Here is a 14,677-nt window from a genome sequence, read left to right as displayed (position 1 = left end):
GCCCGCAACCGGCGGATCGGCCGCATCGCCATCGCCAGCATGGCGGCGGTTTCGATGCTGGGCCTGTCGGCCTGCGTGACCGACCCCAACACCGGCGAACGCAGCATCAGCCGGGCGGCAATCGGCGGCGCGGGCGGCGCGGGCCTGGGCTATCTGCTGGGCGGGCTGATCGGCGGCAAGACCGGGCGCATCCTGGGCGCAGGGATCGGCGGCGTGGGCGGCGCGGTGATCGGCAACCAGATCGACCAGCAGATCCGCGAGCTGGACGAGGCGACCGCCGGCACCGGCGTCGATGTGACTGAAACGCCGGACGGCACCGGCATCCTGGTCAACCTGCCCGAAGTGACCTTCGCGGTGGACAGCACCACGATCAGCCCGGCGTTCCGCAGCGCGCTGGACAGCGTGGCGCAGAGCATGATCCAGTATCCCAACAGCCTGGTCGATGTGATGGGCCACACCGATTCCACCGGTGCCGACACCTACAATCTGGACCTGTCGCGCCGGCGCGCCGAATCGGTCGCCAACTACCTGGTCAGCCGCGGCGTGTCGCGCGCCCGGCTGGAGACGGTGGGCTATGGCGAGCAGTACCCGGTCGCTGACAACAGCACGGCCGAAGGCCGCGCGCTGAACCGCCGGGTGGAGATCCGCATCACCCCGATCAGCACCGAAGAAGTGAACAACGCGCGCAACTGATCGCTGCAGCACCTGACCCCCGCCCTTCACCGGAAGGGCGGGGGTTCGTGTGTCAGTGGCGGAAGTGGCGCATGCCGGTGAAGACCATGGCGATGCCCGCTTCGTTGGCGGCGGCGATCACCTCGGCATCGCGGATCGACCCGCCCGGCTGGATGATCGCGGTCGCGCCGGCGGCCACGGCCATGTCGATCCCGTCGGCAAAGGGCAGAAACGCGTCGGAGGCCATGGCCGAACCGATCGTGCGCGACTGGTCCCACCCGGCCATCTCCGCCATCTCGGCCGCGCGCAGGGCGGCGATGCGGCTGGAATCCTTGCGGTTCATCTGCCCCGCGCCGATCCCGGCGGTGACGCCATCCTTGGCATAGACGATCGCGTTCGACTTCACATGCCGCGCCACCGTCCAGGCGAACAGGCAATCGGTCAGTTCCTGATCGGTGGGCGCGCGCTCGGTGACGACCTGCAGGTCGTCGGCCGTGATCGCCCCGCCATCGCGGGTCTGCGCCAGCAGGCCGCCGGCGATCGGCTTGACCAGCAGGCCCGCGCGGCGCGGGTCGGGCAGTTCGTCCACCAGCAGCAGCCGCAGGTTCTTCTTGGCGGCAAAGGCGGCGCGCGCCTCCTCGTCCGCGGCGGGGGCGATCACCACTTCGGTGAAGATCTGGCAGATGGCCTGCGCGGTGGCGCCGTCCAGCGGGCGGTTGACCGCCACGATCCCGCCAAAGGCCGACACCGGATCGCAGGCCAGCGCGGCCGTCCAGGCATCCAGCAAGCTGGCGGCTTGCGCCACGCCGCAGGGATTGGCGTGCTTGACGATCACCACGGCGGGCTCACCACCGGCAAATTCCGCCACCAGTTCCAGCGCGGCATCGGCATCGTTGTAATTGTTGTAGGACAGCGCCTTGCCCTGCACCTGCTGCGCCTGCGCCAGCCCGGGCGCGGCGGCGCCCAGCGGTGTGTAGAGCGCGGCCTGCTGGTGCGGGTTCTCGCCATAGCGCAGTTCGGCCAGCCGGCGCGCGGGCAGGGCCAGCATGTCGGGGAAGGTCTGCCCCTGGTCGGCGGTGGCGAACCACTGGCTGATCATGCCGTCATAGGCGGCGGTGGCGGCGAACGCCTTGGCCGCCATGCGCCGGCGGAAGGCCAGCGTGGTGGCGCCGTCATGCTCCGCCAGTTCCTCCAGCAGGGTGGCGTAATCGGCCGGATCGGTGACGATGGAGACGAAGGCGTGGTTCTTGGATGCGGACCGCACCATGGCCGGGCCGCCAATATCGATGTTCTCGATGATCTCGTCCCGCTCCGCCCCGCGCGCCACGGTCGCCTCAAACGGGTAGAGGTTGACCACCAGCAGGTCGATCGCGCCGATATCGTGCGCGTCCATCGCGGCAAGGTGTGCCTCGTCATCGCGCACGGCCAGCAGGCCGCCATGGATCAGCGGGTGCAGCGTCTTGACGCGGCCATCCATCATCTCGGGGAAGCCGGTCACGTCCGACACGTCCAGCACGGGCAGGCCAGCATCGCGCAGGGCGCGGGCGGTGCCGCCGGTGGACACCAGTTCCACCCCGCCCTTGGCCAGGCGGCTGGCCAGGTCCACCAGCCCGGTCTTGTCCGACACGGACAGCAGCGCCCGCCTGATCGTCACGTCACTCATGCCATTCATACCTTTTCAAACCGCCAGGCGATCTCCGCCCCGTCGCGTTCCAGCGTGCCTTCCAGCACCAGCTGCTGCACCGGATGTGGCAGGCCCTCGCCATCGACCCACAGGCTTTCATCCACCACCAGCTGCTGGCCGGGGGCGTGGAACACCCATTGCGTACCATCGGGCAGGGGCAGCAGCGCCCCGTCACCGGCGGGCAGCAGCGCGGGCTCTATCTCCGGACCCAGATGGAAGCGCAAGCCATAGGGCACCTTGGCGCGGCGCCCCTTGCGGCCAGTCGGCTCCAGCCGGTCCTCCCCCAGCAGCAGCGTGCCGTCACCGCTCAGCGTGACGATGCGGCGGTGGACCAGGCCCAGCCGCGCGCCATAGCCGTCATGGCTGGCCTCCACCTGCGTCGCTTCCCGCCGGCCATCGGGCAGGGTCGCACGGCGGCGGTCCACTTCAACCTCGCTGACCCCGGCCCCCAGCCTGCCCGCGACCTTCACCGCAGTGCTGTTGGCATCCCCCAGCACCAGCGTGGAATGGGCCGCCGTGGAGCGCAGCATCTGCTCCAGCCGGGTGGGCACCTGTCCGCCAGCAACGGCCGCGCCGCCGCAATTGACCACGATGCGATGCGGCCCGGCCGACAGCTCCACCGCAAGGGTGGAGGCGCAGCCGCACAGCGAATGGCGCGCAAGCGGCGGGGGCGCGGCGTCCATCAGCAGCACGGTGCGCTGCCGGTCGTTGATCCCGGCGGAGATCCGCTGGTACCCCCACTGCCGCGCATCCACCAGCGGCCGGGCGCGCACATTGCTGGCGTCGACCAGCGCGGCGATGCGCGCCGGTGCGATCGCGCCGGCACCCTGCCAGCTGCTGAGACCCCCGTCGCTGTGCAGCACGGTCAGCAGCGGAGGCACCAGCAATTGCAGCATCGCACCGATATGGGCCGGCAGCGGGCGACGGGTGGCGCGGTAGCAGGCGGCGAGTTCGACCAGCAGCTCGATCGCCTCGATCTGGGCCAGCGGGCTGCGCGACAATACGCCGCCATCGCGGCCGACCAGCTCCCCCACAGCCTCGCCCAGCCCGGCCTCGCCATGCAGGCGGCGCGGCTGTCCGTCAGGCAGCAGCAGGCCGGCGGCGGTGACCGCGCACCAGCCGGCCAGCGCCTCCAGCGGGCTGTCCGCCCGGCCCGCCTGCCGGTCCAGCCAGGCGGCATGGTCGGCAATGGCGGCCAGCACGCGGGCGCGGAACACCTTGTCGCTGCCCGACAGGATCAGCGGCGCATGGACCAGCCAGGCGAGCAGGCGATGCCCGGCATGGCCGACCTTCCACCCGGCGCCCTTGCGATTGGTCAGCCGGTTGGCGTCCAGCCAGCCGCGCAGGATCCGCTCGGCCACCGGAGCCCCCTGCGCCACGGTCCCGCCCGCGGCCAGGTCGCGCAGCCAGGTGAAGCCATGCACGCTGCGTTCCAGCGGCGGGGACAGCGGCGCGGCGGCGGCATAGTCGATGTCCACCAGCGGCGTACGCACGCCGTGGATCAGGAAGTGCCCGGCGCGCAGCGCCAGCCCGGCGGGGCGGCTGCCGGCCAGCGGGCTTTCCACCGTGGCCAGCAGGCGTGGACGCAGCGGCCGGCCGAAGGGGCGCGACAGGGTGCTGCCCGACAGGCCCATCCGATAGGCCACCCGCACCAGCTTTTCCCCCGCATGCACCTCCGGCGCGAAGGAGACAGCCGGCAGCGCATCCTCGATCAGCGGCGGATCCACCGGCGCCGGGTGCGGCACCGGGCGTGTGGGCGCTGGCGTCGGCGCGGGGGCGGCAGCTGGCGCCGGGGTTGGTGTGGGCGTCGGAGCCGGAGCCGGAGCTGCTGAAGGCACCGCTTCGGCGGCAGGTTCCGCCGCCACCTTCGGCCGGCGCAAGCGCTGCAGGATCGGCGTGGCCGGCTCGGCCACCGGCGCCGGCGGGGGTGTCGGCTCCTCCGCCTCGAACTCTCGCGGGCGCAGGAAGCGGTTGCGCGGGTTGCGCCCCTCGCCCGACTCGCCGCCCCCGCTCATCGCGTCAGGCCTGCCCGGTCCCGCGCAAGGCGGCGATATTGGCGGCGTAGCGATCCGGCCCGCCGGCAAAGGCGGCGCTGCCGGCGACCAGCACGTCTGCGCCCGCCTCCACGCATTGCCGCGCCGTGGTGGGGCTCACACCGCCATCCACCTCCAGCCGGATGTCGCGGCCGGTCTTGTCGATCATCTTGCGGATCGCCTCGATCTTCTTCAGCTGGCTGGCGATGAAGCTCTGCCCGCCGAAGCCGGGATTGACGCTCATCACCAGCACCAGGTCGATCTCGTCCAGCAGGTAGTCCAGCATCTTGGCCGGCGTCGCGGGGTTGAGCGAGATGCCCGGCTTCGCGCCCGCCGCGCGGATCGCCTGCACCGTGCGGTGGGTGTGGGCGCCAGCCTCCGGGTGGACGGTGATGTAGTCCGCGCCTGCCTTGGCGAACGGCTCGATCCACAGATCCACCGGGCTGACCATCAGGTGCACGTCGAAGGTCTTGGCGCTGTAGGGCCGCATCGCCTGCACCACCATCGGACCGAAGGTGAGGTTGGGCACGAAATGGCCGTCCATCACGTCCAGGTGGATCCAGTCGGCACCCGCCGCATCGATGGCGCGCACCTCCTCCCCCAGCCGGGCGAAATCTGCGGACAGCATGGAAGGCGAGATCAGCGGCGCGGTGCTCATGCGCCCATCGCTTACCGATGGTGATCGGGCGCAACAAGCGGGAACAGGGGTGCGGCGGGCCATCGGGCAAGCTACAAGCCCGGCCGTGCCCGCTGTCTCCATCATCTGCATCTATCTGAACGGCGAACGCTTCCTGGGCGAAGCTATCGACAGCGTGCTGGCACAGGATCGTGGCGACTGGGAACTGCTGCTGGTCGATGACGGCAGCACCGACCGGAGCGCGGCGCTGGCGCGGTTCTATGCCGCCGACGACCGGCGCATCCGCTGCCTGGCGCATCCGGGGGGCGGCAATCGCGGGATGAGTGCGGCGCGCAATCTGGGGCTGGCCCATGCGCAGGCCCCGTGGATCGCCTTCATCGACGCGGACGATCGCTGGCGGCCGGGCAAGCTGGAGGCGCAGCTGGCGATCGTGGAGGCGGAACCACGGATCGCGCTGCTGGCGGGCACGGTCAATTACTGGGGCAGCTGGGAGGGACGCGCCGATGTGCTGACGCCGACCGGGCACCGCCATGATTGCCTGGTCCCGCCGCCGGAAGCCGCGCTGGCGCTGTACCCGCTGGGCGCGGCAGGGGCGCCCTGCCCGTCCGACGTGCTGGTGCGGCGCGATGCCTTGGCGGAGGTCGGCGGGTTCGAGGACCAGTTCACCGGATCGTTCGAGGATTGCGCCGCCTTCGGCAAGATCTTCGCCACGCTGCCCGTGTGGTTCTCCAGCGAGGTCTGGCTGGATTACCGCATCCATGCCGACAGCTCGGTGGCGGGAATGATCGGCGGCGGGCATTACCCGGCCCGGCGGCGGTTCTTTCTCCGCTGGTATCGCGACTGGCTGCGGCGCAACGACGTGCCGGTGGTGGCGCGCGCCGTGCGCCGGCGGCTGGTGCGCGACCGGCTGCGCCCCGCGACATACCGCCATACCGCCATCGGCCGGCTGGCCTTGTGGCTGCGCGGGATTCTGCGGCGATGAGCATCAGCGTCGTCATCCCGGCGCACAATGCGGCCCCTTGGCTGGCGGAGGCGATCGCGAGCATCGTGGCGCAGGACGTGCCGGCCCGGATCATCGTGGTGGATGACGGCTCTGCCGATGACACGGCGCAGGTCGCCACGCGCTTCGCCGGAGTGCAGGTGCTGCGCCACGATACGCCGCGCGGACCTTCGGCGGCGCGCAACAGCGGTGCGCGGGCGGCCACCGGCGATGCCGTGCTGTTCCTGGATGCGGATGACCGGCTGCTGCCCGGTGCCCTGGCCCACGCGGCAGCATGCATGGCGGCGCATCCACAAGCCGCCTTCGTCTATGGCGCGCACCGGCGGGTCGACGCGGAGTGGCGCCCACTGACCCCGCCGGCGCTGGAACGCTGCGAACCGGATGCGCGGCTGGCCTTCCTGCGCACCAATTGCGTGGGCATGATCGCCACCGCCCTGTTCGACCGGGCCCGGCTGCTGGAGGCCGGCGGCTTCGACGAGGCCCTTCGCCAATGCGAGGATTACGACCTGTTCCTGCGGTTGGCGCTGCGCTGGCCGGTCGCCTGCCACGATCATCTGATGGCCGAATACCGCATCCACGGCACCAACGCGTCCGGCGATCCGGCCCGTGTGCTGGCCGCCGCCTGGGCGGTGCAGCAGCGGCACATGCCGGTGGACGCGGAGGGGCAGGCCGCGGTGGCGCGGGGGCGGCGTGGGTGGGCGCGCGCCTATGCGCTGGCCGCGTGGAGGAGTTCGGGGCGGGAAACGGCGGGTCTATCGCTGGCGCGCATTGCCGGGCAAAGGTGGCGCATGGCCCGCCTCGCCCCCGCTGCATCGCTGATCGCCGCCGCCGTGTGGGCCGCGCGCCGTGCCCTGCCGCCCGCCGCCTTTGCCAAGGCGAAGCGCCGGCTGACCGGCACGCCGGAACCGGGCCGCGCCAATCTGGGCGACATGGACCGGCCGACGCCGATCAGCCCCAATTTCGGCTATGACCGGGGCACGCCGATCGATCGCTTCTATATCGAACGGTTCCTGGACCGGCACCGGCCCGACATCGCCGGCCGCGTGCTGGAGGTGGGGGATGCCGAATATTCCCAAAGGTTCGGCGGCGCCGCGATCACCCGGCAGGATGTGCTGCACGCCCATGCCGAGAACCCGGAAGCGACCATCGTCGGCGATCTGGGCCAGCCGGGCCTGCTGCCCGCCGATGCCTTCGACTGCCTGGTGCTGACGCAGACGCTGATGCTGGTGTGGGACATGCCCGACGCCGCGGCGGAGCTGTACCGGGCGCTGAAGCCCGGCGGCGTGCTGCTGCTGACCGTGCCGGGCACCAGCAGCGTGGATCGCGGCGAATGGGGCGCGAACTGGTTCTGGTCGCTGACCGGCTCCTCCGTCACGCGCATGTTCGAACCCCTGTTCGGGGCGGAGAACATGACAGTGATGGTGGAGGGCAATGTCTATGCCGCCACCTGCTTCCTGCACGGCCTGGCGCAGGAGGAGGTGCGGACCGAGTGGCTGGAGCAGGCCGACGCGGCCTATCCGATGGTGGTCACCCTGCGCGCGGTGAAGGCGGGCTAGGCTCTACGCCTCGTCCTCGTCGGCTTCTTCCACCTCGTCCTCGGCCAGCGGGCCCTGCGGACTGTCCAGTGGCGCGGGGTAGAGGGGCGAGCCGGGGCGGGCCTGGCGTCCGTCCGGCAGGATTCCCGGCAGCGGGTCGCACTCGGCGAAGGGCCAGCTCCGGGTGCTCAGCCGGGCATGACTGCCCCAGCGATGGCCCAGCCGCGCCAGGCCGCGGCGGGCGGCGAAGCTGAGCCGGTCGGCGGCGAACATCAGGGCGGCGGAGCGATCGTCCCCCCACAATTTGCGCGCCGCGCGGCGGACATTGGTCCAGTCGCCCGACCGGGCAAAGGCCGCCACCGCGTTGCGATTGGCCGCCACCAGCGCGAACTGCGCCTGGCGCCCATCCAGCTGCGCCGCGTGGACGAAGCGTTCGACCACCGCGATGTGGCCCAGCGCCATGCGCGTCTGGTCCGCCGACATCTGTGCCGCATGCAGCCGGTAGCCGACCAGATATTCGGGGACATATTCCAGCTTGTACCGCATCAGCAGGCGCAGCTGGAAATCGAAATCCTCGCTGCCGCCGATGCCGGCCTCCGCATAGGACGGGTCGAAGCCCCCCACCTCCAGCGCGGCTTCGCGCAGCACCAGCAGGCTGGACCCGTTGCCCACATGATTGACCAGCAGGTGATCGTAGAAGAATGACCCGCGCTTGCCCGCGCCATAGCCGCTGGCGATCACCTGGTCGTGTTCGTCCACCATGCGGAACAGGGTATAGCAGCCGACCCAGCCTTCCTCCGGCGGATGGACCTGCAACGCGGTCAGCTGCTTCTCTATCTTGGCCGGATGCCACAGATCGTCCGCATCCAGGAACGCGACCCAGGTGCCGCGCGCCAGTTCGGTCCCGCGATTGCGCGCCCGTGCCACGCCGCCATTGGGGAAGCTGTGCACGCTGACGCGGGGATCGCGCGCCGCGATCTCCTCCGCAATGGCGCGGGTGTCGTCCGTCGATCCGTCGTCCACCACCAGCACGTCCAGCGCGGGCCAGGTCTGGGCCAGCGCGCTGGCGATGGACCGCGCGATGTACCGGCCCATGTTCCACGCCGGGATCACCACCGTTACATGCGGCAAGGCGGCCGGCCAGGTCGCTAAACGGGTGCTCGGGTCCACGCGGCATTCCGCTCCGGCTGTTACGGTTGAACCGGCCGCCATCGCCGTCCGGGTCGGCATTGTAGAACGTCCGCCCCGCCCTGCCCATATGGAGAATGTACGATTAAGCACGAGTTCACCGCTCCTGCGGCAAAACGGGGTCGTTCACCAACCCTTGGTCTGCCGCGATACCATTCGCGGCCGGGCCTTATCATGCCAGCTGTTTACGGAACCCTTCGCTTGACCTCATTTCGTCGCCTCCGCCGTCTGCCCGTCGCCGCTTTCACCTGTGTCGCCTTGCTGGCGGGCACGGCGATGCCGGCGCAGGCGCAGTTCCAGAACGAGATCGGGCACAATCCGGCCCTCTGCCGCGCCGACCGGGGGCCGGCGATCTTCATCACGATAACCGGCATCAAGCAGGGTGGCGGGACGTTGCGGGTGCAGCTGTATCGCGGCATCAAGGCCGACTGGCTGCAGAGCGGACGCTGGATCAACCGGATCGAACTGCCCGCGCGCGGCGGCACGATGCAGGTGTGCATGCCCGTGCCGGTAGCCGGCACCTATGCCATCGCGGTGCGGCACGATGTGAACAATAACGGCCGGACGGACCTGCGCACCGATGGCGGGGGCATGAGCAACAACCCGTCCATCAACATCTTCAATTTGGGCAAACCCAGCTACACCAGCACCAACTTCAATGTGCCGGCGCGTACGGTGCAGCCGATCGCCATCACCATGAAGTATATGTGACGGCAGCAGGGCCAGCAGGGGCGGCCTGGTCGCCGCCCCTGCTAGCCCGTCGGCCTCAGCCCTCGCCAGCCTCGGCCGTGCGGCGTGCCTCCAGCCATGCCTCGGCCTCGGCCTCCTGCGCGGCTTCGGATGCGGCGCGGCTCGCGGCATCGCGTTCGGCGCGCAGTTCCTGGATCAGGATGGCGCGATCGTCGCGCTGCTCGGCCACGGGCTCCGCACCTTCGTCCGCATCATTGTCCTGCGGCAGGTTCTTGCCGGCGCGGGCCACCGCTGCATCCAGCTCCCGCTGCGAACACAGGCCCAGCGTGACGGGATCCTTTGGCGTGATGTTGCTGATGTTCCAGTGGCTGCGTTCGCGGATGGCATCGATCGTGGTGCGGGTCGTGCCGATCAGCTTGCCGATCTGCGCATTGCTGATTTCCGGGTGGTTGCGGATGATCCAGGCAATACCGTCGGGCTTGTCCTGCCGCTTGGACACCGGGGTGTAGCGCGGGCCCTTGGTTCGGCTGACATCCACCGGCGCGCGGTGCATCTTCAGGCGGTAGGCGGGGTCCGCCTGCGCCTTCTCGATCTCCGCATGGGTCAGTTCACCGGAATGGACCGGGTCGCGGCCGGTATACTTCGTGCTGGTGAGGTCGTCCGCCATGGCCTGCACCTCCAGGATGTGCAGCCCGCAGAATTCCGAGATCTGCTCGAAGCTCAATGCGGTGTTGTCGACCAGCCAGCTGGCGGTCGCATGGGGCATCAGGGGGGTGGGCTGGGCCACGTCGGCTCTCCGCTCGATAAACAAAGGGCCGCCCCATCGCGGAGCGGCCGTACCGGAACAGATGTAACCCTTATGGATGCGAACGGCAAGAAGATCAGGCGAAAGCGGGCCGTTTGTTACCGTCGCGCAGCGCACCGGCAGGCTCCAGCGCGTGCAGGAACTGGTCGGCGCTGGCGGCCCAGGTGAAGGATCGGCCATGCGCCAGGCAATCGCCGCGGTCCAGCCTGACGGCGCCGGCGATCGCATCCTCCAGCCGGTCCGCCATGGCGCCGCTGGCGGGCGTCAGCACGTCCAACGGGCCGGCGACCGGGTAGGCGGCCACCGGCGTGCCGCAGGCCAGCGCCTCGATCATCACCAGCCCGAACGTGTCGGTCCGGCTGGGGAAGACCAGCACGTCCGCCCCGGCATAACAGGCGGCCAGCGCCGCGCCGCTCTGCCTGCCCAGGAACAGCGCCTGCGGAAACTGCGCCTGCAGCCGGGCCAGCGCGGGGCCGTCGCCCACCACCACCTTGCTGCCCCCGTGAGTGTTGGCGAGGAACGCCTCCACATTCTTTTCCGGCGCCACGCGGCCGACATAAAGCTGGATCGGCCGCGGCAGGTCGAAGAACAGGTCGGGCGGGGCGACATCGGGCCCGAAGGCGGCCAGATCCACCCCGCGCCCCCACGGGCGCACCTGGGTCAGCCCCTGCGCCTGCAACTGGTCGCGAATCGTGCCGGTCGCCACCATGATGCCCGCCGCCGGGCGGTGGAAGTGGCGGATGTAGGGCCAGAACAGCCGCGGATCGAGCCCGGTGCGCCGCGCCAGATAGTCCGGGAACTGCGTGTGATAGGCGGTGGTGAAGGCCCGGCCCCGCCGCACCGACCAGCCGCGCGCGGCCCAGCCCAGCGGACCTTCGGTGCTGAGATGCAGCGCGTCGGGCGCGAATTCGTCCAGCAACCGGCCGACCCGTCCGGCGCCGGTCATCGCCAGCCGGATCTCCGGATAGGTGGGACATGGCAGCGACCGGAACATGTCGGGCGAGATCACGCCCACCTCGTGCCCGCGGCTGCGCAATTGCGCGGTCACCGCCGCCAGCGTGCGGACCACGCCATTGACCTGCGGGGCCCAGGCGTCGGTGACCAGCGCGAGGCGCACCTGGCCCGCCTCAGGCCGCGCGCAACCGGGTGACTTTTGCGCTGTCCTGCGCTGCGGCACGGGCGGCCATCTCGTCTGCCCAATGCAGGATCTCCATCCGGCCGTCCGCATGTTCGACCAGCGCGTTGCACCCTTCCACCCAGTCGCCGTCGTTCCAGTATTCGACACCGTCGATGGTGCGGAACTCCGCCGTGTGGATATGGCCGCAGACCACCCCGTCCACGCCCCGGTCGCGCGCCGCGCGGGCCACCACCTCCTCGTAGCGGGAGATGAACTCGACCGCGTTCTTGACCTTGTGCTTGGCCATCTTGCTGAGCGACCAGTACGGCATGCCCAGCCGCCGGCGGGCCGCATTGGTCCAGCGGTTCAGCTCCATGGTGATGCCGTAAAGCGCGTCCCCCACGAAGGCGAGCCAGCGATGCGCCAGCATCACCGCGTCGAATTCGTCGCCATGGGTCACCAGCAGGCGGCGGCCATCGGCGGTGGTGTGGAAGGCGGCGCGGCGGATCTCGACCCCGCCGAAGCTGAGCCCGGTGAACTGGCGGAACATCTCGTCATGATTGCCGGGGATGTAGACGATCCGCGTGCCGCGCTTGGCCCGCTTCAGGATGCGCCGCACCACATCATTATGGGCGGCAGGCCAGAAGAACTTCTTCTTCAGCCGCCAGCCATCGATGATGTCGCCCACCAGGTACAGCGTGTCGCTGTCCGTGCGGTCCAGGAAATCGAGCAGCAGCCCTGCGTTGCAGCCGCGCGTGCCCAGATGCACGTCGCTGATCCAGATGGTGCGATAGCGGCGCCGGTCGCCCGGCTCCACCGGTTCGGGAAGGTCGGGCTCGCCCGTCAGGTCCAGCGCCGGAAACATCCTGAGCGCGCCGGCATTACCGACATCCGCATCCAGATAGGTATCGAACATTGTCGCCCCCATTGCTGCATCGTGCATGCTGGCGACATTGGCAGCGTTGTGTGACAGGGTTCGGCCAGTTTGCGGTCACTTGCGAGACTGTATGACCGCTGGAAGGCAGGCGTGCCACAGCTTCAACGGGGGACAAAGCCCTCCGCCGTCAGCGCCTGGGCGTCCAGATCCAGCCCGCCGGCGGCGGCACTCCGCCGGATAAGGTCGCTCACGCGCTCCAACTGGACAGCGTCCTTTGCAGCAGCCGTGACCGCCTGGTCCATCAGCAGGGCCTGCAGCAACATCTCCTCCGCCATCATCTGCCGCATGGCATCATCGTTCCGCGCCAGCGCGGGGACAGCGGCCAGGGCCGCGCCGGCCTGCCGCCGGACCGCGGCAGCCTGCGCGGGATCGAGGGTGGCCTCCGCCCCCTGCGCACCATGCCAGGCGATGATCCACCACAGCGTGCAGGCATCCGCCAGGTTCGTCGCCGTCAGACCTGCCGTCTGCATCACCGTGTCGATCTGCGCGAATATGTTGGTGCTGGCGAAAAGGGCCGCCAGCGCGTCCGCCTCCGCCGCGTCCCGCATGCGGACGGACGCGACAAACTCCGCCAGCCGCGCCTCGCGACGCGATATGGACGGGCGGTAGGGAAAGGTCGCCGGCCCGGCCTGGCCTGCAACGGCGCCGCTGCTGCCCTGCACCACCCGCTGCAACACCGCGCCGAGGGCCGGCGCCTCATCCCCCTGGGGTGATGCGGGCTCCGGCTCGCTTTCCACGGCCGGGCATCGACCGTCCGGACAGGGATTGGTCACGACCGGCGACATCAGGGCAGGCATGTCGAACCAGACCTGCGCCGCCGCCGGCGTCGTGCCGGCCATCGCCGCTGCCGCGGCCAGCACCCCTGCACAACGCCAGTTCGCCATGCCTGCCACCCTCCGCCGAATCACTTGCAGGAAGGCACCTACGATCACGGCGTTGCAGGCCTGTGGCAAGAATGATCAGCCGGCTGCCACATCCAGCACGATCTTGCCCACATGGTCTCCCGCCTCCATCCGGCGGTGCGCCTCTGCTGCGTCGGCCAGCTGGAAGCTTTCGTCCATCACCGGGCGCAAGGCACCATCCATCACCAGCGGCCAGGCGTGCTGCAGCAGATCGGCCGCCAGCGCCGCCTTGAACGCGGCCGGGCGGGCGCGCAGGGTGGAGCCGGTCAGCGTATGCCGCTTCATCATCACGCCCGCCATGTTCACCTCCGCCTTCGCCCCACCCAGCGTGGCGATGGTGACCAGCCGGCCATCCGGCGCCAGGCAATCGAGATTGCGCTGGGTGTAGCTGCCCGCCACCATGTCCAGCACCAGGTCGACACCCTCCCCGTCCGTCAGGGTCATGACCCGCTCCACGAAATCGGCGGTGCGGTAATTGATCGCGTGGTCGGCGCCGATCTCCAGCGCTTCGGCGCATTTGTCGTCGGTGCCGCAGGTGACGAACACCTCCAGCCCCTTCAGCGTGCCCAGCATGGTGGCCATCGTGCCGATGCCGCTGGTGCCGCCATGCACCAGCAGCCGCTGCCCCGCCTGTGCAGCCCCGCGCTGGAACACGTTGTGCCACACGGTGAACAGGGTTTCCGGCAGCGCGGCGGCCTCTGCCAGCGAAAGCCCGGCGGGCACCGGCAGGCACAGGCCTGCATCGGCCAGCGCATATTCGGCATAGCCGCCGCCCGACAGCAGGGCGCACACGGTCTGGCCGTGCAGCGCCGGATCGGCGCCTTCGCCCAGCGCCACGATCGTGCCGGCGACCTCCAGCCCCGGAATTTCGGAGGCGCCGGGCGGCGGCGGGTAGAGCCCCCGCCGCTGCAGCACGTCAGGCCGGTTTACGCCCGCATGGGCCACGCGGATCAGCACCTGGCCAGCGCCGGGAGCCGGAACGGGAACGGTGGCGGGCACCAGCGCCTCCGGCCCGCCGCCGGCATCCGGGTCGATGGTGATGGCAGTCATGTTTTCAGGCAATTGCGAGTCCATGCGCGGCCATTCCCTTGCTGGCGGATCAATTGCGGCACCTAGGGAGTCGGCCCATTGACAGCAAGCGGGCGGAGGGTGATGCTGCCCCCAATGGACGACGAGAGCCCTCTGCTCCGCGGCCCCGGGCATCCGTTGGGGCATGCCAGCCTGCTGGCCGCAGAGCCGCTCGACCGCTATTCACAGGACGAACTGACCGCGCGCATCGCCGCGCTGGAGGCGGAGATCGCCCGGGTCCAGGCCCATGCCGACAAGGCCGCCGATCATCGGCGGCTGGCGGAATCGATCTTCAGCAGCAGGCAACACGACTGATGGGGCGCGGCCCCGCCCCGGCCCACTTTGCATCGGCGCTTTCGAGCCCCATATCCTCCATTGTGAACAAACCCGCGGCGCCCAGAGGCGAGTG

At 70.1% G+C, this 14,677-nt stretch carries 14 protein-coding genes; 5 read left to right on the top strand and 9 right to left on the bottom strand.

The window, feature by feature from the left end:
- Positions 1-39: 39 nt before the first annotated feature.
- Positions 40-693, top strand: a complete 654-nt coding sequence (locus D5S08_RS04775) for a YiaD family glycine zipper/OmpA-like lipoprotein (protein WP_479680438.1) — start codon at positions 40-42, stop codon at positions 691-693.
- 52 nt (positions 694-745) lie between these two features.
- On the opposite strand, the gene purH is transcribed toward D5S08_RS04775, so the two are convergent.
- From purH to rpe, 3 genes are read right to left on the bottom strand one after another with little or no spacing between them, the layout of a single operon-like run.
- Entirely contained in the window at positions 746-2,335 is a 1,590-nt protein-coding gene (gene purH / locus D5S08_RS04770) for a bifunctional phosphoribosylaminoimidazolecarboxamide formyltransferase/IMP cyclohydrolase (RefSeq protein WP_121116270.1), read from the bottom strand.
- A 5-nt stretch (positions 2,336-2,340) separates the two neighbouring features.
- The gene (locus tag D5S08_RS04765; RefSeq protein WP_121116033.1) at positions 2,341-4,371 is read right to left on the bottom strand and encodes a heparinase II/III family protein; all 2,031 of its coding nucleotides are present in this window, start codon (positions 4,369-4,371) and stop codon (positions 2,341-2,343) included.
- A gap of 4 nt (positions 4,372-4,375) precedes the next feature.
- Positions 4,376-5,047 carry a ribulose-phosphate 3-epimerase gene (gene rpe, locus D5S08_RS04760; protein ID WP_121116031.1) on the bottom strand — a complete coding sequence of 224 codons (672 nt, stop codon included), beginning with the start codon at positions 5,045-5,047 and terminating at the stop codon, positions 4,376-4,378.
- Positions 5,048-5,132: 85 nt separating this feature from the next.
- Between rpe and D5S08_RS04755 the strand changes: the two genes are divergently transcribed.
- Both D5S08_RS04755 and D5S08_RS04750 read left to right on the top strand, forming a co-directional pair.
- A complete protein-coding gene (locus tag D5S08_RS04755) occupies positions 5,133-6,008 on the top strand; it encodes a glycosyltransferase family 2 protein (protein WP_162301925.1) in 876 nt (291 codons plus the stop codon).
- Positions 6,005-7,582, top strand: coding sequence for a glycosyltransferase (locus D5S08_RS04750; protein WP_121116027.1), 1,578 nt, complete (start codon positions 6,005-6,007; stop codon positions 7,580-7,582). Before D5S08_RS04755 ends, D5S08_RS04750 begins: the two co-directional genes overlap by 4 nt.
- A gap of 3 nt (positions 7,583-7,585) precedes the next feature.
- Here the strand turns inward: D5S08_RS04750 and D5S08_RS04745 are convergent, their stop codons facing one another.
- Complete coding sequence (locus D5S08_RS04745) at positions 7,586-8,773, bottom strand: glycosyltransferase family 2 protein (protein ID WP_277750401.1); 1,188 nt, start codon at positions 8,771-8,773, stop codon at positions 7,586-7,588.
- 177 nt (positions 8,774-8,950) lie between these two features.
- Between D5S08_RS04745 and D5S08_RS04740 the strand changes: the two genes are divergently transcribed.
- Positions 8,951-9,460, top strand: coding sequence for a DUF2141 domain-containing protein (locus tag D5S08_RS04740; RefSeq protein ID WP_241557235.1), 510 nt, complete (start codon positions 8,951-8,953; stop codon positions 9,458-9,460).
- Positions 9,461-9,515: 55 nt separating this feature from the next.
- Here D5S08_RS04740 and D5S08_RS04735 read toward each other — a convergent pair whose 3' ends face one another.
- The 5 genes from D5S08_RS04735 to D5S08_RS04715 form a co-directional block, all read right to left on the bottom strand.
- Complete coding sequence (locus D5S08_RS04735) at positions 9,516-10,226, bottom strand: DUF1013 domain-containing protein (protein ID WP_121116021.1); 711 nt, start codon at positions 10,224-10,226, stop codon at positions 9,516-9,518.
- Positions 10,227-10,320: 94 nt separating this feature from the next.
- Positions 10,321-11,361: a glycosyltransferase family 4 protein gene (locus D5S08_RS04730; protein WP_121116019.1), complete on the bottom strand. Its 1,041-nt coding sequence runs from the start codon at positions 11,359-11,361 to the stop codon at positions 10,321-10,323.
- Between the two features lie 10 nt (positions 11,362-11,371).
- Complete coding sequence (locus D5S08_RS04725) at positions 11,372-12,226, bottom strand: UDP-2,3-diacylglucosamine diphosphatase (RefSeq protein ID WP_121116268.1); 855 nt, start codon at positions 12,224-12,226, stop codon at positions 11,372-11,374.
- A gap of 173 nt (positions 12,227-12,399) precedes the next feature.
- On the bottom strand, positions 12,400-13,182 hold the full coding sequence (locus D5S08_RS04720; RefSeq protein ID WP_126665492.1) for a DUF6683 family protein: 783 nt from the start codon (positions 13,180-13,182) through the stop codon (positions 12,400-12,402).
- Positions 13,183-13,257: 75 nt separating this feature from the next.
- A complete protein-coding gene (locus tag D5S08_RS04715; protein WP_121116015.1) occupies positions 13,258-14,274 on the bottom strand; it encodes an NAD(P)H-quinone oxidoreductase in 1,017 nt (338 codons plus the stop codon).
- A 90-nt stretch (positions 14,275-14,364) separates the two neighbouring features.
- Here D5S08_RS04715 and D5S08_RS04710 point away from each other — a divergent pair, with 90 nt between their 5' ends.
- Positions 14,365-14,583 (top strand): DUF1192 domain-containing protein, encoded by a 219-nt coding sequence (locus D5S08_RS04710; protein WP_121116013.1) that lies wholly within the window; start codon positions 14,365-14,367, stop codon positions 14,581-14,583.
- Positions 14,584-14,677 lie beyond the last annotated feature (94 nt).

The organism is Croceibacterium ferulae (assembly GCF_003660445.1).
In the GTDB taxonomy this organism is placed as follows: Bacteria; Pseudomonadota; Alphaproteobacteria; order Sphingomonadales; family Sphingomonadaceae; genus Croceibacterium; species Croceibacterium ferulae.
Note: the sequence above shows the minus strand (reverse complement) of the source record. Positions and strands in the feature narration are given on the sequence as shown.

Excerpts from the sequence above, each read along its gene's own strand:
- D5S08_RS04775 (WP_479680438.1), top strand. The coding sequence starts at position 40 with ATGGCGGCGGTTTCGATGCTGGGCCTGTCGGCCTGCGTGACCGACCCC.
- purH (WP_121116270.1), bottom strand. The coding sequence starts at position 2,335 with ATGAGTGACGTGACGATCAGGCGGGCGCTGCTGTCCGTGTCGGACAAG.
- D5S08_RS04765 (WP_121116033.1), bottom strand. The coding sequence starts at position 4,371 with ATGAGCGGGGGCGGCGAGTCGGGCGAGGGGCGCAACCCGCGCAACCGC.
- rpe (WP_121116031.1), bottom strand. The coding sequence starts at position 5,047 with ATGAGCACCGCGCCGCTGATCTCGCCTTCCATGCTGTCCGCAGATTTC.
- D5S08_RS04750 (WP_121116027.1), top strand. The coding sequence starts at position 6,005 with ATGAGCATCAGCGTCGTCATCCCGGCGCACAATGCGGCCCCTTGGCTG.
- D5S08_RS04745 (WP_277750401.1), bottom strand. The coding sequence starts at position 8,773 with ATGGCGGCCGGTTCAACCGTAACAGCCGGAGCGGAATGCCGCGTGGAC.
- D5S08_RS04725 (WP_121116268.1), bottom strand. The coding sequence starts at position 12,226 with ATGTTTCCGGCGCTGGACCTGACGGGCGAGCCCGACCTTCCCGAACCG.
- D5S08_RS04720 (WP_126665492.1), bottom strand. The coding sequence starts at position 13,182 with ATGGCGAACTGGCGTTGTGCAGGGGTGCTGGCCGCGGCAGCGGCGATG.
- D5S08_RS04715 (WP_121116015.1), bottom strand. The coding sequence starts at position 14,274 with ATGGACTCGCAATTGCCTGAAAACATGACTGCCATCACCATCGACCCG.
- D5S08_RS04710 (WP_121116013.1), top strand. The coding sequence starts at position 14,365 with ATGGACGACGAGAGCCCTCTGCTCCGCGGCCCCGGGCATCCGTTGGGG.